The organism is Streptomyces sp. NBC_00539 (genome assembly GCF_036346105.1).
Classification (GTDB): domain Bacteria; phylum Actinomycetota; class Actinomycetes; order Streptomycetales; family Streptomycetaceae; genus Streptomyces.
The window spans coordinates 4,928,540-4,947,405 of record NZ_CP107811.1; the positions used below are offsets into that span (position 1 = coordinate 4,928,540).

The window sequence follows — 18,866 nt, forward strand, 5'->3', positions numbered from 1 at the left end:
GGCGCAGCCGCTCCGCCCTGGGGAGTACACCGACCCCTGCCGGAACCCTTACGTGGCCCGCCGCTGTCCCGGGCCCGAAGCGGTCGATCCGCGCACCACCAGCTCCGGCAGGAACACGAATTCGCTGTGCGGGGCCGGCGTACCGCCGATCTCCTCCAGCAGCGTGCGCACCGCCGCCTGCCCCATCGCCTGCACCGGTTGCCGGATCGTGGTAAGGGGCGGATCGGTGAACGCTATGAGCGGGGAGTCGTCGAAGCCGACCACCGACACGTCCTGCGGCACCCGCAGCCCCTGCTGCCGCGCCGCCCGGATGGCGCCGAGCGCCATCATGTCGCTCGCGCACACGATCGCCGTGCAGCCGCGCGAGATCAGCGCGGCCGCGGCGGCCTGGCCGCCCTCCAGCGAGTACAGGGAGTGCTGGATCAGCTCCTCCGTCGCGGCCCCGTCCAGCCCGAGCCGCTCCTTCATGCCGAGCCGGAACCCCTCGATCTTGCGCAGTACGGGTACGAACCGCTTCGGTCCGACCGCCAAGCCGATCCGGGTGTGCCCGAGGGCGCTCAGGTGCGTCACGGCGAGCTGCATCGCGGCCCGGTCGTCCGGGGAGACGAACGGGGCCCGCACCTTGTCGGAGAAACCGTTGATGAGTACGAAGGGGACACCCTGGGCGCGAAGTTGGTCATAGCGGCCCATATCGGCCGTGGTGTCCGCGTGCAGCCCCGAGACGAAGATGATCCCGGAGACCCCGCGGTCGACGAGCATCTCCGTCAGCTCGTCCTCGGTGGAGCCGCCGGGCGTCTGGGTCGCCAGCACCGGGGTGTACCCCTGCCGCGTCAGCGCCTGCCCGATCACCTGCGCGAGCGCCGGGAAGATGGGGTTGTCCAACTCGGGGGTTATCAGGCCCACCAGGCCCGCGCTGCGCTGGCGCAGCCGTACGGGCCGCTCGTAGCCGAGCACGTCGAGCGCGGCCAGCACGGACTCGCGGGTGCCCGCGGCCACACCGGGCTTGCCGTTGAGCACGCGGCTGACTGTGGCTTCGCTGACCCCCGCCTGGGCTGCGATGTCGGCTAGCCGTGCGGTCACGGCATTGGACTGTACCGGTCGCACGTCACAATGCCCACCACGTGCACGACTCCGGTGGCAACAGCACCGTGCGCCCGTCCGTCTCCACCGGCGCGCTCGAGAGCACGGGCCGCCCCGGCGAGGGCAGTTCGAGCGGCGCCGGGAGGCTGTTGAGGGTGCAGGCGAAGCCGGGCCGGGTGAACAGGAGCACCCCTTCGGGCGCCGGCAGCCAGGTCAGCCCGCCCGCCTCGGGCGCACCCAGTCCCGGCAGCGCGCGGCGCAGCTCCAGGGCCGCGCGGTACAGCTCCAGCGTGGAGTGCGGATCGCCCGTCTGGGCGGCGACGCTCAGCCCCGCCCAGTCGGCCGGCTGCGGCAGCCAGCTGCCGCCCGGACCGAAACCGTACGGGGGCTCCTGGCCCGACCAGGGCAGCGGGATCCGGCAGCCGTCGCGCAACCCCTCCTGCCCGGCGGAGCGGTGGAACGCCGGGTCCTGGCGCACGGAGTCCGGCAGGTCCGCCACCTCCGGCAGGCCGAGTTCCTCCCCCTGGTAGACGTACGCCGATCCCGGCAGCGCCAGCATCAGCAGCGCGGCGGCCCGCGCCCGCGCCAGGCTGCCGAACCGGGTCCGGTGCCGCACGACGTCGTGGTTGGACAGCACCCACGTCGTCGGCGCCCCCACGGAGGCGGTGGCCGCCAGCGACTCGTCGATGACGGTCCGCATCGCCGCCGCGTCCCAGGGGCAGTTCAGGAACCGGAAGTTGAAGGCCTGGTGCATCTCGTCGGGCCGCACGTACAGCGCGAGCCGCTCCGAGGTCGGCGCCCACGCCTCCGCGACCCCGATCCGCGCGCCCTCGTAGGAATCGAGCAGCCGCCGCCAGGAGCGGTGGATCTCGTGGACCCCGTCCTGGTCGAAGAACGGCAGCGGCTGGGTACCGATGAGCGTCGCCTGCGCGCCGTGGCCGATGTCGGGCATGCCGGGGGCCTTGACCATCCCGTGCGCCACGTCGACGCGGAACCCGTCCACCCCGAGGTCCAGCCAGAACCGCATCACCGAGGCGAACTCCTCCGCGACCTCGGGGTGGTCCCAGTTGAGGTCGGGCTGCTCGGGGGCGAAAAGGTGCAGGTACCACTGCCCGTCCGCCACCCGCGTCCAGGCCGGCCCGCCGAACACGGACTCCCAGTCGTTGGGCGGCAGCGCGCCGCCCGGTCCGCGTCCCGGCCGGAAGTGGTAGCGGGCCCGCGCCGCCGGATCGGCGAGGGCCGCACGGAACCAGGGGTGCCGGGCGGAGGTGTGGTTCGGCACGACGTCCACGATGACCCGCAGGCCCAGGGCGTGGGCGGCGCGGACGAGGTCGTCGGCGTCGGAGAGGTCGCCGAAGAGGGGGTCGACGGCGCGGTAGTCGGCGACGTCGTAGCCGCCGTCCGCCTGGGGAGAGACGTAGAAAGGGGTCAGCCAGAGGGCGTCGACCCCGAGCCGGGCCAGGTGCGGGAGCCGCTCGCGGACTCCGCGCAGGTCGCCCACGCCGTCGCCGTCGCTGTCGGCGAAGGACCGGACGTACACCTGATAGATGACGGCATCGCGCCACCAGCCGCCGTTCGCGGTCCCGTCGCTGGAAGCGCTTGCAAGCCGGGACGCGGTCAGCTCATGGGTCATATCGGGGTCAACGCGAGCACACGCCCCCTGGTTGCGGGCCTGACGACTCGAAGGTACGTCGAACTAACAGCAAGCCGCGGCAACCGTACGGACACACGGATGTAACGATCACCAGCACTTGCAGAAAGTTGCCGCAAGGTCTTTCGGTCGGCTTTCAGTCTTGTTACGTTCCTGGCAACTCGGGACCGCGAGGAAGCGGCCGGGATCATCGAAGGAGTTCATATGCGGCGTGGCATAGCGGCCACCGCGCTGGTCGCGACCCTGGCACTCGCGGCGACGGCTTGCGGTGGGGACACCAAGGACAACGGCGGCGACACCCAGTCCGGCGGGGAACTCTCCGGGACCGTCACGTGGTGGGACACCTCCAACGACGCGGAGAAGGCCAGCTTCCAGAAGATCGCCGAGGCGTTCACCGCGAAGCACCCGAAGGTCACCGTCAAGTACGTCAACGTGCCCTACGGTGACGCCCAGAACAAGGTGAAGAACGCCTTCAGCAGCGGTTCCGAAGCCCCTGACGTGATCCGCGCCGACGTCGGCTGGGTCGCCGACTTCGCCTCGCTCGGCTACCTGGACGAGGTCCCGGCCGACACGGTGAAGAAGGTCGACGCCGAGTTCCTGCCGCAGGCCGCCGCCAGCGGCAAGTACGAGGGCAAGACCTACGCCGTCCCCCAGGTCATCGACACCCTCGGCCTCTTCTACAACAAGAAGATGCTCGCCGACGCCGGCGTCGAGCCCCCCAAGACGCTGGAGGAGGTCAAGACCGCCGCCGCCGCCATCAAGGCGAAGACCGGCAAGGCCGGCCTCTACCTGCGCGGCGACGACTCCTACTGGTTCCTGCCGCTGATCTACGGCGAGGGCGGCGACCTGGTCGACGCGAAGACCAAGACGGTCACCGTCGACAACCCGGCGGGCGTCAAGGCCTTCAAGACGGCGCGTGACCTGGTCACCTCCGGCGCGGCGATCACCAACGCCACCGACGGCTGGACCAACATGCAGACCGCCTTCAAGTCGGGCGAAGCCGCCATGATGATCAACGGTCCGTGGGCCGTCGCCGACACCTACGCGGGCGACCAGTTCAAGGACAAGGCCAACCTCGGCGTCGCGCCCGTCCCGGCCGGCTCCGTCAAGGCCGGCGCCCCGCAGGGCGGCCACGACCTCGCTGTCTACGCCGGTTCCAAGAACCGCGCCGCCGCGCACGCCTTCATCGACTACATGACCTCGCAGGAGGTGCAGGTCCAGTCCGCGAAGGAGCTGAGCCTGCTGCCGACCCGCACGGCCGCCTACGAGCAGCCGGACGTCAAGTCCAGCGAGATGGTCCAGTTCTTCAAGCCGGCCGTGGACAAGGCCGTCGAGCGCGCCTGGATCCCGGAGAACGGTTCCCTCTTCGAGCCGCTCAAGGTCGAGTACACCAAGGCCATCACCGGCGCGGCGACCCCCGAGGACGCGGCGAAGGCGACGGGCGTCGAGTTCCGCAAGATCCTCAAGGGCTGGAAGTAGAAGAGAAGATGGCTGCTCACACCAGCCAGTCGGTGGCGAAGGCCGCGGACGTCGAGGGCCCGCAGGCCCCCGCCGTCCGCGGCCGGAGCCGCATGACTGACAACCGCGGCGGAGCGAGGCGCGCCCTCGCCACCCACTGGTACGCCTGGGCCATGATCGCCCCGGTGGTGCTCGTGCTCGGCGTGATCATCGGCTGGCCGCTCGTCCGGGGCGTCTACCTCTCGCTGACCGACGCCAACGAACGCAACGTCGCCCGCACCATCGGCGCCAACCACATCGAGGCGACGTACCGGTTCGTCGGGCTCGACAACTACGCGGACGTCCTCGCCGACCCGGTGTTCCTGCAGCGGCTGGTGTGGACCGTCACCTGGACCGTCCTGTGCGTGTCGATCACCTTCGCGCTCGGACTGGCCCTCGCCAACATGCTCAACCGCGAGTTCCGCGGCCGCGCCGCCTACCGCATGGCGCTCATCCTGCCGTGGGCCGTCCCCGGCTTCGTGTCCGTCTTCGCCTGGCGGTTCCTCTTCAACCGCGACAGCGGCATCCTCAACAAGCTCCTCGACGGCGGCGGGATCTCCGCGATCCCGTGGCTCGACGACCCCACCTGGGCGAAGGTCTCCGTCATCGCCGTCAACGTCTGGCTCGGCGTCCCCTTCATGATGGTGGCCCTGCTCGGCGGACTGCAGTCCATCCCCGGCGAGCTGTACGAGGCCGCCGAGATGGACGGGGCCACCCCCTGGCAGCGGTTCCGGCACATCACGCTGCCGGGTCTGCGGACGGTGAGCATGACCGTGATCCTGCTCTCCACCATCTGGACCTTCAACATGTTCCCGGTGATCTTCCTGCTGACGCGGGGCGGACCCGGCGACTCCACCGAGATCCTCGTGACCCAGGCCTTCCGCGAGGCCTTCGTGTCCAGCCCGCGCGACTTCGCCGGCTCCGCGACCTGGGGCGTGCTGATCCTCGCCCTGCTCATGATCTTCGCGCTGGTCTACCGGCGCTCGCTGCGCAAGCAGGGAGAGGTGTGGTGACCGTGACGACCGACGTTCCCGTCCGCAAGCGGGGCGAGCGCTCGCCCCTCGCCTCCGCGGGCCTGCACGCCACCCTGATCGTCGCCTCCGTGATCGCCGTCTTCCCGGTGCTGTGGGTCCTGCTGACCTCCATCAAGCCCGCGAAGCACGCCATCTCCACGGACTTCGTGAAGGAACCCACGCTCGACAACTACCGCTACCTGGTGGAGTCGACCTCCTTCTTCACCTGGTTCGGCAACTCCGTCCTCGTCGCCGGCATCACCACGGTCCTCGGCGTGTTCATCGCCGCCACCACCGGATACGCCGTCAGCCGGTTCAAGTTCCCCGGCATGAAGCCGCTGATGTGGACCCTGCTCATCACGCAGATGTTCCCGATGGCCATCCTCATCGTCCCGCTCTACAACCTCATGGGACAGCTCGGACTGCTCAACCAGCCCGTCGGCCTGGTCATCACCTACCTCACCATCGCCGTGCCGTTCTGCGCCTGGATGATGAAGGGCTTCTTCGACACCATCCCGGTCGAGATCGACGAATCCGGCCGCGTCGACGGGCTCAACCCCTTCGGCACCTTCTGGCGCCTCATCCTGCCCCTCGCCAAGCCCGGCCTCGCCGTCACCGGCTTCTACGCCTTCATCACCGCCTGGGGCGAGGTCGCGTACGCCTCCGCGTTCATGGTCGGCGACGAGCACCTCACCCTCGCCGGTGGCCTGCAGACCTTCGTCACCCAGTACACCTCCAACTGGGGTGCGATGAGCGCCGCTTCCGTCCTCATCGCCATCCCCGCGGCGTTCTTCTTCCTCTTCGCCCAGCGTCACCTCGTCGCCGGTATGACAGCGGGCGCGACCAAGGGCTGACCACCCTTGCCCGCCTCCCCGCTCCGGCCCGACCTCTCCAAGGACACCATGACCCAGCACCTCGCCGACGCACTCCCCGCCACGACCGCAACGCGGCCCGGCTGGTGGAGAGAAGCGGTGATCTACCAGGTCTATCCGCGCAGCTTCGCCGACTCCAACGGGGACGGCATGGGGGACCTCGAAGGCATCCGCAGCCGGCTGCCCTACTTGAAGGAACTGGGCGTCGACGCCGTCTGGCTCAGCCCCTTCTACGCCTCCCCGCAGGCCGACGCCGGCTACGACGTCGCCGACTACCGGGCCATCGACCCCATGTTCGGCACCCTGCACGACGCGGACGCCGTGATCCGCGAAGCCCACGCGCTGGGCCTGCGCATCATCGTCGACCTCGTCCCCAACCACTGCTCCGACCAGCACGAATGGTTCAAGCAGGCGCTGCGCGAGGGGCCGGGCAGCCCGCTGCGCGAACGCTTCCACTTCCGCCCGGGGAGCGGTCCGGACGGCTCCCTGCCCCCGAACGACTGGGAGTCGATCTTCGGCGGGCCGGCCTGGACCCGGGTCGCGGACGGGCAGTGGTACCTGCACCTGTTCGCCCCCGAGCAGCCCGACTTCAACTGGGAACACCCCGCGGTGCAGGACGAGTTCCGCTCCATCCTGCGCTTCTGGCTCGACCTCGGCACCGACGGCTTCCGCATCGACGTCGCCCACGGCCTGGTCAAGGCCCCCGGCCTGCCCGACCTCGGCCGCGACGAACAGCTCAAGCTGCTCGGCAACCAGGTGCTGCCGTTCTTCGACCAGGACGGGGTCCACGAGATCTACCGCTCCTGGCGCAAGGTGCTCGATGAGTACGCGGGCGACCGCATCGGCGTCGCCGAGGCCTGGACCCCGAGCGCGGAGCGGACGGCCATGTACCTGCGGCCCGACGAGCTGCACCAGGCCTTCAACTTCCACTACCTGAACACCGGTTGGGATGCGGCCGCACTGCGCGGCGCCATCGACGACTCGCTGGACGCGATGCGGCCGGTGGGGGCGCCGACGACGTGGGTGCTGTCCAACCACGACGTCGTGCGGCACCGGACCCGGTTCGGCAGCCTGGCGCGGGCGCGGGCGGCCGCGCTGCTGATGCTGGCGCTGCCGGGATCGGCGTACGTCTACCAGGGGGAGGAACTCGGCCTGCCGGAGGTGGTGGACCTGCCGGACTCCGTGCGCCAGGACCCGTCCTTCTTCAAGGAGAACGGCCAGGACGGGCTGCGCGACGGCTGCCGCGTACCGATCCCGTGGTCCGGAACCGAGGCACCGTACGGCTTCGGCGACGGCGGCAGCTGGCTGCCGCAGCCGGCCGAATGGGCGGCGCTGAGCGTCGAGGCGCAGACCGGTGACCCCGGCTCCACGCTGGAGCTGTACCGGGCGGCGCTGCGGATCCGCCGCGAGCGGGCCGAGCTCGGGGCCGGCGACGCCGTGGAGTGGCTGGACGCCCCCGCCGGCGTACTGGCCTTCCGGCGGGGCGACTTCGTGTGCACGGTCAACACGACGGGTGAGGCCGTACGGATGTCCCCGCCCGGCACGGTGCTCCTCGCCAGCGGCGACGTCGCGGACCCCGGTGTCCTGGAGGCCGACACGGCGGTGTGGTGGCAGGGGTGACCTCCCCGCTGCGGCTGACGGACATCGCCGCGCAGGCCCAGGTCAGCGAGGCGACCGTCAGCCGTGTGGTCAACGGCAAGGCGGGCGTGGCGGCCGGCACCCGGCACAGGGTGCTGGCCGCCATGGACCTGCTGGGCTACGAGCGGCCGGTGCGGCTCAAGCGGCGCAGCAACGGCCTGGTGGGGCTGCTGATCCCCGAGCTCACCAACCCCATCTTCCCGGCGTTCGCGCAGGTCATCGAGCAGGCCCTGGCGGGGCACGGGTACACGCCGGTGCTGTGTACGCAGACGCCGGGCGGGGCCACCGAGGACGAGCTGGTGGAGCAGCTGGAGGAGCGGGGGGTCACGGGGATCGTCTTCCTGTCCGGGCTGCACGCGGACTCCACGCTGGACCCTTCGCGCTACCAGCGCCTCTCCTCGCGGGGCGTCCCGTTCGTCCTGATCAACGGCTTCAACGAGCACGTCAACGCCCCGTTCATCTCCCCGGACGACCGGGCTGCGGCCGAGATGGCCGTACGCCACCTGGAGGACCTGGGACACCGCCGGATCGGCCTGGCGATCGGCCCGACGCGCTACGTCCCCTCCGCCCGCAAGGAGGCGGCGTTCGCCGCCGCCGTGCCGGGGGCGGAGGGGGAGGGCCTCATCCAGCGCACGCTGTTCACGGTGGAGGGCGGCCACGCGGCGGGGGGCGCACTGCTCGACCGCGGCTGCACGGGCATCGTGTGCGGCAGCGACCCGATGGCGCTCGGGGTGATACGGGCGGCCCGGGAGCGGGGCCTGCGCGTCCCGGAGGACGTGTCGGTGGTCGGCTTCGACGACTCCCCGCTGATCGCCTTCACGGACCCCCCGCTGACCACGATCCGCCAACCGGTCCGCGCGATGGCCACGGCAGCGGTCGGAGCCCTCCTCGAAGCGGTGGCCGGCACCCCGGTCCAGCGCACGGAGTACGTCTTCCAGCCGGAACTGGTCGTCCGCGGCTCGACGGGCCAGGTGCGGGGGCTGTAGTGCCCCCGCCCCGGCCCGCCTCGCGCCCGAGTGCGGTGCACCGGGGCGGGGACCGCTACACCCGCTGCAACCCGTCCGACGCCGCCCCCGGAGAGGTCAGGCCCAGGAGGGCCGAGGCCGTTTGCAGGGGGGTCAGGGGGGCGGCCGGGCGGAGCGGGGTGGCCGACCGGCAGGTGAATCCGAGTGCCGTCATGGCCCGGGTGACCTCCGCGGCGCTGAAATCGCGGCGGTCCTGTCGGGTGACGGCCTCGCCCACCTGCTTCACCGGGTACTGGCGCCGCCCGATGATGACGGAGTCACCGGTGACCGGTTCGGGCTTGACGCCCTTCATCGCGTCCAGCACACCGCTCTTGGTGAGCTCGAAGGGGAAGCGGGCGATGACGCAGCGCATGGGACCTCACAGGGTGGGAGGGAGCTGTCGGGAGGGGGGTGAGCGGTCCTACGCGGCTGCGCCGAAGGACCGGCGGTTGCCGCCGGGGCGGCGGCCGCGCCGGGCGGCGCCGCCGCGGGTGCTGCGCGCGGCCACGGGCGCCGTGATGGTGACCGGGACGCCCGAGGGGGCCTGGGCACCGGTGATGCGGTTCAGCTCCGCCTCGCCGGACCGCACCTGGGTGGTCCGCGGGGTGATCCCGGCGGCGGCCATCAGCCGCACCATGTCACGGCGCTGGTTCGGGGTGACCAGGGTGACGACGCTGCCCGACTCCCCGGCGCGGGCGGTGCGGCCGCCGCGGTGGAGGTAGTCCTTCGGGTCGGTCGGCGGGTCGACGTTGACGACGAGGTCGAGGTTGTCGACGTGGATGCCGCGGGCCGCGACGTTGGTCGCCACGAGGACCGTGACGTGCCCGGTCTTGAACTGCGCGAGGGTGCGGGTCCGCTGGGGCTGGGACTTGCCGCCGTGCAGCGCCGCGGCGCGCACGCCGCTGTTCAGCAGGTCCTGCGTCAGGCGGTCCACCGCGTGCTTGGTGTCCAGGAACATGATCACGCGACCGTCGCGGGCGGCGATCTCGGTGGTGGTGGCCTGCTTGTCGGCGCCGTGGACGTGGAGCACGTGGTGCTCCATCGTCGTGACCGCGCCGGCCGAGGGGTCCACGGAGTGCACCACGGGGTCGGTCAGGTAGCGGCGGACCAGGAGGTCGACGTTGCGGTCCAGGGTCGCGGAGAACAGCATCCGCTGGCCCTGCGGACGTACCTGGTCGAGCAGGGCCGTGACCTGCGGCATGAAGCCCATGTCGGCCATCTGGTCGGCCTCGTCGAGCACGGTGACGGCCACCTGGTCGAGCCGGCAGTCACCCCGCTCGATGAGGTCCGCGAGCCGGCCCGGCGTCGCGACGACGACTTCGGCGCCGCCGCGCAGCGCGCCGGCCTGCCGGCCGATCGACATGCCGCCGACGACGGTGGCCAGGCGCAGCCTCAGCGAGCGGGCGTACGGCGCCAGCGCGTCGGTGACCTGCTGCGCGAGCTCACGGGTGGGTACGAGGACCAGGGCGAGCGGTTGACGCGGTTCCGCGCGCTGCCCCGCCGTACGGGCCAGCATGGCGAGCCCGAAGGCCAGGGTCTTGCCGGAGCCCGTACGGCCGCGGCCGAGGACGTCGCGTCCGGCGAGGGTGTTGGGCAGCGTCGCGGCCTGGATCGGGAACGGTACGCAGACGCCCTCGGCGCCGAGGGCGGCCAGCAGCTGCTCCGGCATGTCGAGGTCGGCGAACGCCTCGACGGCGGGCAGCGCCGGCGTGAGGGTGACGGGCGGGGCGAACTCACCCTGGAGCGCGGCCGGACGGCGGCCGTAGCCGCCGGAGCGGGCGGGGGAGCCGGAGCGGGTGGGGCTGGGGGAGCCGAAACGGGCGCCGCGGTTCGTGGAGCCGCCGGCGGCGCGGGTGCGGGGGGAGCGGTCGTTCGTGCGTGTGCGGTTCATGCTGAACCTTCCTCGATACGGGGACGGCACGCGTCGAGGGAATTCAGCAGCGCATCGGAATGACCGCGCGAATTCACAGGAACGAGCCGACTGAATGTCGACGGCAGTGGTGACGGGCGGCGTCGAATGCCGGCCGGAGTGCCGTGACGTGGGCGCCGTAATGGGTGCCGGGAGTGCGGCGGCCATTCGGACGGAAAAGTCGTGGGAAACCGGGGGAGTGAAGCACCCGGTGGGTGCTCGCGCGGGCCGTGGGAGGCGGGCGGAGACAAGGGGAGGCGCGGGTAACGCAACGAGCTGGGGCCCGCACCCCAAGGTGCGGGCCCCAGCTGCGTGACGATGCGCCGGTGTCAGGCGGTGACGATGTTCTCCGCGGTCGGGCCCTTCTGGCCCTGCGCGATGTCGAAGCTCACCTTCTGCCCTTCCTGGAGCTCACGGAAGCCCTGGGAGGCGATGTTCGAGTAGTGGGCGAACACGTCAGGACCGCCGCCCTCCTGCTCGATGAAACCGAAACCCTTTTCGGCGTTGAACCACTTCACGGTGCCATTAGCCATGTCGAATCTCCTTCGGGGCACGAGCCCAGAGTCCGCACTGTGCGGATCTCAAGTCGCCGCGATGATCGCCCGCCCGGGAAATTCCGGCACACAGAAGCCCTCCGCCGGATTTTTCGTCCGGTGGTGGGGCTGAAAGTTTGGGAACCACAACTGCAACTGAAATCACAGTAGCACGGTATGGCCGAGGGGGTCGGGGAAAAACCGGGTGAGTCCCTCCGCGGAGGGAAATGTTCACCGAGCCCGCTCCGAAATTCTGTGCTTGCCGCGGTAGGTATGGGCAGGGTTTTCCCTCGGATTTCTGCCCGCTATTCGGGGCGCCGGTGGCCGCCTCGCGGCCCCGGGTGCCTCCGGTCGGACGGGGGCGGTGCCCTGCCCGGCATGGCGCGGCGGGGGTGCGGACCCCGCCCCCCGGGCGCAAGTCGGGACACATCGCGGAAACATTTCTGCAATCTCTTGCGCAAGGTCTTGCAGGTGGATGGTCTGGGACCTACGGTCGCTGCAATCCCCGCCTGTTCGACGTCCGTTCCCCCGTCTGTACTGCGCCTCTCCGCCAGGAGGAAACCCCCATGCCGACGATTCCGCGTGCCCCCAGAGCCCTGCTCGCCGCCACCGTGCTCGCCGCCGCCTGCGTCAGCGCGCAGGCCGTCCCCGCCGTCGCCGCCCCGCCCGGGGCGAAGGACGTGACCGCCGTGATGTTCGAGTGGCGGTTCGATTCCGTGGCCAAGGCCTGTCGGGACAGCCTGGGGCCCGCCGGGTACGGGTACGTGCAGGTCTCGCCGCCGCAGGAGCACGTGCAGGGCGCGCAGTGGTGGACCTCGTACCAGCCCGTCAGCTACAAGATCGCCGGGCGGCTCGGGGACCGGACCGCATTCAAAGGCATGGTGGACGCCTGTCACGCCGCCGGGGTGAAGGTCGTCGCGGACTCCGTCATCAACCACATGGCGGCCGGTGACGGGACCGGGACGGGGGGCTCTTCGTACACGAAGTACGACTACCCGGGCCTGTACTCCGGCTCCGACATGGACGACTGCCGGGCGACCATCTCGAACTACACCGACCGCGCCAACGTGCAGAACTGCGAGCTCGTACAGCTGGCGGACCTGGACACCGGTGAGGACCACGTGCGGGGGCAGATCGCCGGGTACCTCAACGACCTGCTCTCCCTCGGCGTCGACGGCTTCCGGATCGACGCGGCCAAGCACATGCCCGCCGGCGACCTCGCCGCGATCAAGTCCCGCCTGACCAACCCGAACGCCTATTGGAAGCTGGAGGCGATCTACGGGGCGGGGGAGGCCGTCCAGCCCGGCGAGTACCTCGGCACCGGCGACGTCCAGGAGTTCCGCTACGGCCGTGACCTCAAGCGGGTCTTCGAGAACGAGAACCTGGCGTACCTCAAGAACTTCGGCGAGGCATGGGGGTACCTGCCCGGCGGACAGGCGGCCGTCTTCGTCGACAACCACGACACCGAGCGCGGCGGCGACACCCTCAACTACAAGTACGGCGCCGACTACACCCTCGCCAACGTCTTCATGCTGGCCTGGCCCTACGGCTCGCCCGACGTGCACTCCGGCTACGAGTGGACCGACAAGGACGCCGGTCCGCCCAGCGGCGGCACCGTGAACGCCTGTTACGCCGACGGCTGGAAGTGCCAGCACGCCTGGCGCGACATCTCCTCCATGGTCGCCTTCCGCAACGCGGCGCGCGGCCAGGCCGTCACCGACTGGTGGGACAACGGCGGGGACCAGATCGCCTTCGGGCGCGGGGCGAAGGCGTACGTCGCCATCAACCACGAGGCCTCGGCCCTGACCCGGACCTTCCAGACCTCGCTCCCGGCCGGCGCCTACTGCGACGTGCAGAGCGGGCGGACGGTCACCGTCGGCACGTCGGGGCAGTTCACGGCCACCCTCGGCGCGAACACGGCCGTGGCCCTCCACGTCGGCGCCCGTACCTGCACGGCGCCGGCGCCGGTCGCGGCCGGCACCTCGTTCGCCGTGAACGCCACCACCGTGCCCGGCCAGAGCATCTACGTCACCGGCGACCAGAGCGCCCTCGGCAACTGGAACACCGGCAGCGCCCCGGTGCTCGATCCGGCCGCCTACCCCGTCTGGAAGCTCGACGTCACCCTCCCCGCCGGGACCGCCTTCGCGTACAAGTACCTCCGCAAGGACGCGGCCGGGAACGTCACCTGGGAGAGCGGTCCCAACCGCACCGCCACCGTGCCCGCCGACGGCAAGGTCACGCTGACCGACGCCTGGCGCGGCTGACCTTCCCCGTCCCCTCCAAGGAGATCCGCAGTGATACGCCCCGTCGTCGCAGGAGTGCTCGCGGCCGCCCTGGCCGTGACGTTCCTGCCCGCCCTCCCGGCGGCGGCCGCCGCAAAGGCGCCACCGCCCCCGCCCTCGGACGCGAAACTCGCGGCCGAGCCCGCCCGCCACGACCTGACCCGGGAGCAGTTCTACTTCGTGCTGCCCGACCGGTTCGCGAACGGCGACCCGCGCAACGACCGGGGCGGGCTGACCGGCTCCCGGCTGCAGACCGGCCTGGACCCGACGGACAAGGGCTTCTACCAGGGCGGTGACCTCAAGGGGCTGACGGACCGGCTGGACTACATCAAGGGGCTCGGCACCACCGCCATATGGATGGCGCCGATCTTCAAGAACCAGCCGGTCCAGGGCACGGGCAACGACGCGTCCGCCGGGTACCACGGCTACTGGATCACCGACTTCACGCAGGTCGACCCGCACTTCGGCACCAACGCCGACCTCGGGCGCCTGATCGACAAGGCGCACAAGAAGGGGATGAAGGTCTTCTTCGACGTCATCACCAACCACACCGCCGACGTCGTGGACTACCGGGAGGGCTCCCACGACTACCTCTCGAAGGGCGCCTTCCCCTACCTCACCAAGGACGGGGTGCCCTTCGACGACCGGGACTACGCTGACGGGAAGCAGAAGTTCCCCGCGACCGGCCCCGGCACCTTCGCGCGCACCCCCTTCGTCCCCGAGGCGAAGAAGAACCTCAAGTCGCCGGCCTGGCTCAACGATCCGTCGATGTACCACAACCGGGGCGACTCGACCTTCGCGGGCGAGTCCGCCGAGCAGGGCGACTTCTCCGGCCTGGACGACCTGTGGACCGAGCGTCCCGAGGTCGTCACCGGCATGGAGAAGATCTACGAGAAGTGGGTCGCGGACTTCGGTGTGGACGGCTTCCGCATCGACACCGTCAAGCACGTCGACACCGAGTTCTGGACCCAGTGGGCGACCGCGCTCGACGCGTACGCCGCCCGGCACGGCCGGAAGAACTTCTTCATGTTCGGCGAGGTGTACTCCGCCGACACCGCCGTCACCTCCCCGTACGTGACCCGCGGCCGCCTCGACGCCACCCTCGACTTCCCGCTCCAGGACGCCATCCGCGCGTACGCCTCCCAGGGCGCGGCGGCCGGGCGGCTCGCCTCCGTATTCGGTGACGACTACCGGTACACCACCGACAAGGCCAACGCCTACGAGCAGGTGACCTTCCTCGGCAACCACGACATGGGCCGTTTCGGGTCCTTCCTCAAGCAGGACCGGCCCGCGGCGGCGGAGCAGGAACTGCTCGCGCGCTACCGCCTCGCCAACGAACTGATGTTCCTCTCCCGCGGCAACCCGGTGGTCTACTCCGGCGACGAGCAGGGCTTCACCGGTTCCGGCGGCGACAAGGACGCCCGCCAGCCGCTGTTCGCGACCCGGATCGCCGACTACCTGGACGACGACCAGCTCGGCACCGCCCGCACCCACGCGAGTGACGCCTACGATCCCCAGCACCCGCTCTACCGGCAGATCAGCGCCCTCTCGAAGCTGACCAAGGACCACCCCGCCCTGCGCGACGGCATCCAGAGCGAGCGGCTCGCCGACGGCTCCGTGTACGCCTTCGCCCGCACGGACCCCCGCAGCCGCACCGAGTACCTGGTGGCCGCCAACAACGGCGACCAGCCCCGTACCGTCACGCTCGACGCCCCGGCCGGCGCCGGGTACCGCACCCTGTACGGCGGCGCCGACGCCCCGCGCGCCGATGCCGCCGGCAAGCTCACCGTCACCGTCCCCGCCCTCGGCTCCGTCGTCCTGCAAGGCGTCACGCCGCTGCCGGCCCCCACCAGCCGGCCCGCCGTCACCCTCAAGGCCCCGGCGGCGGCCACCGGCACCGTCGAGCTCACCGCCGACGTCACCGGCGGCGCCCTCGACCGCGTCGTCTTCGCCGCGCAGAGCGGCACCGGGCCCTGGCAGGTCCTCGGCTCCGCCGACCACGCCCCGTACAAGGTCACCCAGCACGTCACCGCGGCCCCCGGCACCCCGCTGCGCTACAAGGCCGTCGTCATCGACGCCTCCGGCCGCACCGCGAGCGCGACGGCCGCCTCCACCGCCGGACAGGCCCCGCCCGTGGACGTCCCCACCGCCACCCAGCGTGACTACGCCGTCGTGCACTACCACCGCCCCGACGGCGATTACACGAACTGGCGGCTGTACGCCTGGGGCGACCTCGCGGACGGGGAAGCGACGCCCTGGCCCGCCGGACACGACTTCACCGGACGCGACGCGTACGGCGCCTTCGCCCACGTCCGGCTGAGGCCCGGCGCCTCCTCCCTCGGCTACCTCGTCATCGACAAGGACGGCACCAAGGACGTCACCGCCGACCGCACCCTCGACGTGACCAGGACCGGCGAGATCTGGCTGGAGCAGGGCCAGGAGGCCGTCCGCACCGAACGCCCCGCCTACCCGCCGCAGGACACGACCAAAGCCGTCCTGCACTACCAGCGCCCCGACGGCGCCTACGACGGCTGGGGTCTGCACGTCTGGACCGGCGCCGCCACCCCCACCGACTGGGGCAAGCCGCTCCCGCCCGTCCGCACCGACTCCTTCGGGGCCGTCTACGAGGTCCCCCTCGCCGCCGGCGCCACCAGCCTGAGCTACATCCTCCACAAGGGCGACGAGAAGGACCTCCCCACCGACCAGTCCCTGGACCTGAGGTCCACCGGGCACGAGGTGTGGATGCTGGGCGGCCGCGAGAAGTACCTCCTGCCGCAGCCCGCCGGATCGGCCGCCGCCCTGGACCTCACCAAGGCCGGGGCCGTCTGGATCGACCGCGACACCGTCGCCTGGAACGCGCCCGCGGCAGCCGCCTCCGTACAGCTCCTCGCCTCCCGCGAAGGCGCCGTCACCGCGGCCGACGGCATCCTCCACGAGGCCGGCGCGCAGTGGCTGCGACTGAACCGCTCCGAGCTCAGTGCCGCCCAGAAGCAGAAGTTCCCGCACCTCGCCTCCTACGCCGCCTACACGATCGACCCCCGCGACCGCGACCGCGTCCGGGGCGCCCTGCGCGGCCAGCTCGTCGCGAGCGCCCGCGCGGCGAACGGAGCCGTCCTGGCCGCGACCGGAGTGCAGCTCGCCGGGGTCCTGGACGACCTGTACGCCACCACCACCCCCCTCGGCCCCGTCTTCAAGGACGGCCGCCCCACCCTGTCGGTGTGGGCGCCCACCGCCCAGCAGGTCTCCCTCGAACTCGACGGCCGGACCGTCGCGATGCACCGCGACGACACCACCGGGGTCTGGTCGGTGCGCGGCGAGCGGAGCTGGACCGGCAAGCGCTACCGGTACGCCGTCACCGTCTGGGCCCCGACCGTCCGCCAGGTGGTCCGCAACCTCGTCACCGACCCGTACTCCACCGCGCTGACCACGGACTCCGCTTACAGCCTGGCCGTCGACCTCGCCGACCCCGAGCTGTCGCCGCCCGGCTGGCGCGAGCTGCGCAAGCCCGCGCCCGTACCCTCCACCTCCGCGCAGATCCAGGAACTCCACATCCGGGACTTCTCGATCGCGGACCGCACCTCGGCCCACCCCGGCCAGTACCTGGCCTTCACCGACACCGCCTCGGCCGGCATGCGGCACCTGCGCGAGCTGGCCGCCGCGGGCACCTCTTACGTGCACCTCCTGCCGGCCTTCGACATCGCCACCATCCCCGAGAAGCCCTCCGACCGCACCGAACCGGCCTGCGACCTCAAGGTGTACGCCCCCGACTCGGAGCAGCAGCAGGCCTGCGTCGCGGCCGCGGCCGCCAAGGACGCCTACAACTGGGGCTACGACCCGCTGCACTACACCGTGCCCGAGGGCTCGTACGCCAGCGACCCCGACGGCACCGCCCGCACCGTGGAGTTCCGCCGCATGGTGCAGTCGCTGAACGGGGCCGGGCTGCGCACCGTCATGGACGTGGTCTACAACCACACGGCGGCGTCGGGCCAGTCCGACGGGTCGGTCCTGGACCGCATCGTCCCCGGCTACTACCAGCGGCTGCTCGCCGACGGCAGCGTCGCCACCTCCAGCTGCTGCTCCAACACGGCGCCCGAGAACGCCATGATGGGCCGTCTCGTGGTGGACTCCGTCGTCACCTGGGCCAAGCAGTACAAGGTCGACGGCTTCCGCTTCGACCTGATGGGCCACCATCCGAAGGCCAACATCCTCGCCGTGCGCGCCGCCCTCGACGCCCTGACCGTCGAGAAGGACGGCGTCGACGGCAAGAAGATCATCCTTTACGGGGAGGGGTGGAACTTCGGCGAAGTCGCCGACGACGCCCGGTTCGTGCAGGCGACGCAGAAGAACATGGCCGGCACCGGGATCGCCACCTTCTCCGACCGGGCCCGCGACGCGGTCCGCGGCGGCGGCCCCTTCGACGAGGACCCGCGCGTCCAGGGCTTCGCCTCGGGCCTGTTCACCGACCCCAACGCCGCCCCCGCGAACGGGAGCCCCGAGCAGCAGCGCGCACGGCTCCTTCACGACCAGGACCTGATCAAGGTCGGGCTGACCGGTAACCTCGCCTCCTACGCCTTCACCGACACCACCGGCCGCCGGACCACGGGCTCCGAGCTCGACTACAACGGCGCCCCGGCCGGGTACGCGGCCGCCCCCGGCGACGCCCTGGCGTACGCCGACGCCCACGACAACGAAACACTGGCCGACGCGCTGACCTACAAACTGCCCGCCGGGACCCCGGCCGCCGACCGGGCCCGCATGCAGGTCCTGGCCCTGGCCGTCACCACCCTCTCGCAGGGGCCGTCCCTGTCCCAGGCCGGCACCGACCTGCTCCGCTCGAAGTCCCTGGACCGCAACTCCTTCGACAGTGGCGACTGGTTCAACGCCATCCACTGGGACTGCCACGACGGCAACGGCTTCGGCCGGGGCCTGCCGCCCGCCGCCGACAACCAGGCCAAGTGGCCCTATGCGAAACCGCTGCTGACCACCGCGGCCCCCGGCTGCGCCGAGATCGACGGCGCCTCGGCCGCCTACCGCGACCTGCTGCGCATCCGTACGACGGAACCCGCCTTCGCCCTCACCACGGCCCAAGCGGTCCAGTCGGGCGTGGCGTTCCCGCTGTCGGGGACGGCGGAGACACCCGGGGTGATCACGATGAGCGCCGGGGACCTGGTGGTCGTCTTCAACGCCACCCCCACCGCGCAGACCCAGCGCGTGGCAGCGCTCGCGGGCACCGCGTACGCCCTGCACCCGGTGCAGGCGGCCGGCGCCGACAGCACGGTCAAGCAGGCGACGTACGACGCCGCCACGGGCGAGTTCAAGGCCCCGGCCCGCACGGTCGCGGTCTTCACCCGGGGCCGCCACTGACGGCCCTCGGGCCCGGGCCGGCC

The 18,866-nt window shown here is 71.4% G+C and carries 12 protein-coding genes; 7 read left to right on the top strand and 5 right to left on the bottom strand.

Features of this window, described 5'->3' with window-relative positions; translation table 11 throughout:
- Positions 1-48 precede the first annotated feature (48 nt).
- On the bottom strand, positions 49-1,080 hold the full coding sequence (locus OG861_RS22110; RefSeq protein ID WP_329194768.1) for a LacI family DNA-binding transcriptional regulator: 1,032 nt from the start codon (positions 1,078-1,080) through the stop codon (positions 49-51).
- A 25-nt stretch (positions 1,081-1,105) separates the two neighbouring features.
- Positions 1,106-2,713 carry a glycoside hydrolase family 13 protein gene (locus OG861_RS22115; protein ID WP_329194766.1) on the bottom strand — a complete coding sequence of 536 codons (1,608 nt, stop codon included), beginning with the start codon at positions 2,711-2,713 and terminating at the stop codon, positions 1,106-1,108.
- A 222-nt stretch (positions 2,714-2,935) separates the two neighbouring features.
- On the opposite strand from OG861_RS22115, the gene OG861_RS22120 reads away from it, so the two are divergent.
- The 5 genes from OG861_RS22120 to OG861_RS22140 are packed head-to-tail and all read left to right on the top strand — an operon-like array spanning position 2,936 to position 8,737.
- Positions 2,936-4,210, top strand: a complete 1,275-nt coding sequence (locus OG861_RS22120; protein ID WP_329194765.1) for an extracellular solute-binding protein — start codon at positions 2,936-2,938, stop codon at positions 4,208-4,210.
- An 8-nt stretch (positions 4,211-4,218) separates the two neighbouring features.
- The gene (locus tag OG861_RS22125) at positions 4,219-5,241 is read left to right on the top strand and encodes a carbohydrate ABC transporter permease (RefSeq protein ID WP_329194763.1); all 1,023 of its coding nucleotides are present in this window, start codon (positions 4,219-4,221) and stop codon (positions 5,239-5,241) included.
- Complete coding sequence (locus OG861_RS22130) at positions 5,238-6,095, top strand: sugar ABC transporter permease (RefSeq protein WP_443056495.1); 858 nt, start codon at positions 5,238-5,240, stop codon at positions 6,093-6,095. Before OG861_RS22125 ends, OG861_RS22130 begins: the two co-directional genes overlap by 4 nt.
- Before the next feature lie 48 nt (positions 6,096-6,143).
- Positions 6,144-7,733, top strand: coding sequence for a glycoside hydrolase family 13 protein (locus tag OG861_RS22135; protein ID WP_329202146.1), 1,590 nt, complete (start codon positions 6,144-6,146; stop codon positions 7,731-7,733).
- Positions 7,718-8,737 carry a LacI family DNA-binding transcriptional regulator gene (locus tag OG861_RS22140; RefSeq protein ID WP_443056493.1) on the top strand — a complete coding sequence of 340 codons (1,020 nt, stop codon included), beginning with the start codon at positions 7,718-7,720 and terminating at the stop codon, positions 8,735-8,737. The genes OG861_RS22135 and OG861_RS22140 overlap by 16 nt, the downstream gene beginning before the upstream one ends.
- A 55-nt stretch (positions 8,738-8,792) precedes the next feature.
- Here the strand turns inward: OG861_RS22140 and OG861_RS22145 are convergent, their stop codons facing one another.
- The 3 genes from OG861_RS22145 to OG861_RS22155 form a co-directional block, all read right to left on the bottom strand.
- Positions 8,793-9,128: an SCO5918 family protein gene (locus tag OG861_RS22145; protein ID WP_329194760.1), complete on the bottom strand. Its 336-nt coding sequence runs from the start codon at positions 9,126-9,128 to the stop codon at positions 8,793-8,795.
- 48 nt (positions 9,129-9,176) lie between these two features.
- Complete coding sequence (locus OG861_RS22150; RefSeq protein WP_329194758.1) at positions 9,177-10,646, bottom strand: DEAD/DEAH box helicase; 1,470 nt, start codon at positions 10,644-10,646, stop codon at positions 9,177-9,179.
- Positions 10,647-10,993: 347 nt separating this feature from the next.
- A complete protein-coding gene (locus OG861_RS22155) occupies positions 10,994-11,197 on the bottom strand; it encodes a cold-shock protein (protein ID WP_053678014.1) in 204 nt (67 codons plus the stop codon).
- A 566-nt stretch (positions 11,198-11,763) separates the two neighbouring features.
- Between OG861_RS22155 and OG861_RS22160 the strand changes: the two genes are divergently transcribed.
- Positions 11,764-13,461 carry a carbohydrate-binding module family 20 domain-containing protein gene (locus OG861_RS22160; protein WP_330261846.1) on the top strand — a complete coding sequence of 566 codons (1,698 nt, stop codon included), beginning with the start codon at positions 11,764-11,766 and terminating at the stop codon, positions 13,459-13,461.
- A gap of 30 nt (positions 13,462-13,491) precedes the next feature.
- Complete coding sequence (pulA, locus tag OG861_RS22165; protein ID WP_329194754.1) at positions 13,492-18,843, top strand: pullulanase-type alpha-1,6-glucosidase; 5,352 nt, start codon at positions 13,492-13,494, stop codon at positions 18,841-18,843.
- The last annotated feature ends 23 nt before the right edge of the window (positions 18,844-18,866 follow it).

What these genes read in the sequence shown, in the direction of transcription:
- OG861_RS22150 (WP_329194758.1), bottom strand. Translation starts at nt 10,646, where the DNA reads ATGAACCGCACACGCACGAACGACCGCTCCCCCCGCACCCGCGCCGCC.
- OG861_RS22155 (WP_053678014.1), bottom strand. Translation starts at nt 11,197, where the DNA reads ATGGCTAATGGCACCGTGAAGTGGTTCAACGCCGAAAAGGGTTTCGGT.
- OG861_RS22125 (WP_329194763.1), top strand. Translation starts at nt 4,219, where the DNA reads ATGGCTGCTCACACCAGCCAGTCGGTGGCGAAGGCCGCGGACGTCGAG.
- OG861_RS22160 (WP_330261846.1), top strand. Translation starts at nt 11,764, where the DNA reads ATGCCGACGATTCCGCGTGCCCCCAGAGCCCTGCTCGCCGCCACCGTG.
- OG861_RS22145 (WP_329194760.1), bottom strand. Translation starts at nt 9,128, where the DNA reads ATGCGCTGCGTCATCGCCCGCTTCCCCTTCGAGCTCACCAAGAGCGGT.
- OG861_RS22115 (WP_329194766.1), bottom strand. Translation starts at nt 2,713, where the DNA reads ATGACCCATGAGCTGACCGCGTCCCGGCTTGCAAGCGCTTCCAGCGAC.
- OG861_RS22135 (WP_329202146.1), top strand. Translation starts at nt 6,144, where the DNA reads ATGACCCAGCACCTCGCCGACGCACTCCCCGCCACGACCGCAACGCGG.
- OG861_RS22120 (WP_329194765.1), top strand. Translation starts at nt 2,936, where the DNA reads ATGCGGCGTGGCATAGCGGCCACCGCGCTGGTCGCGACCCTGGCACTC.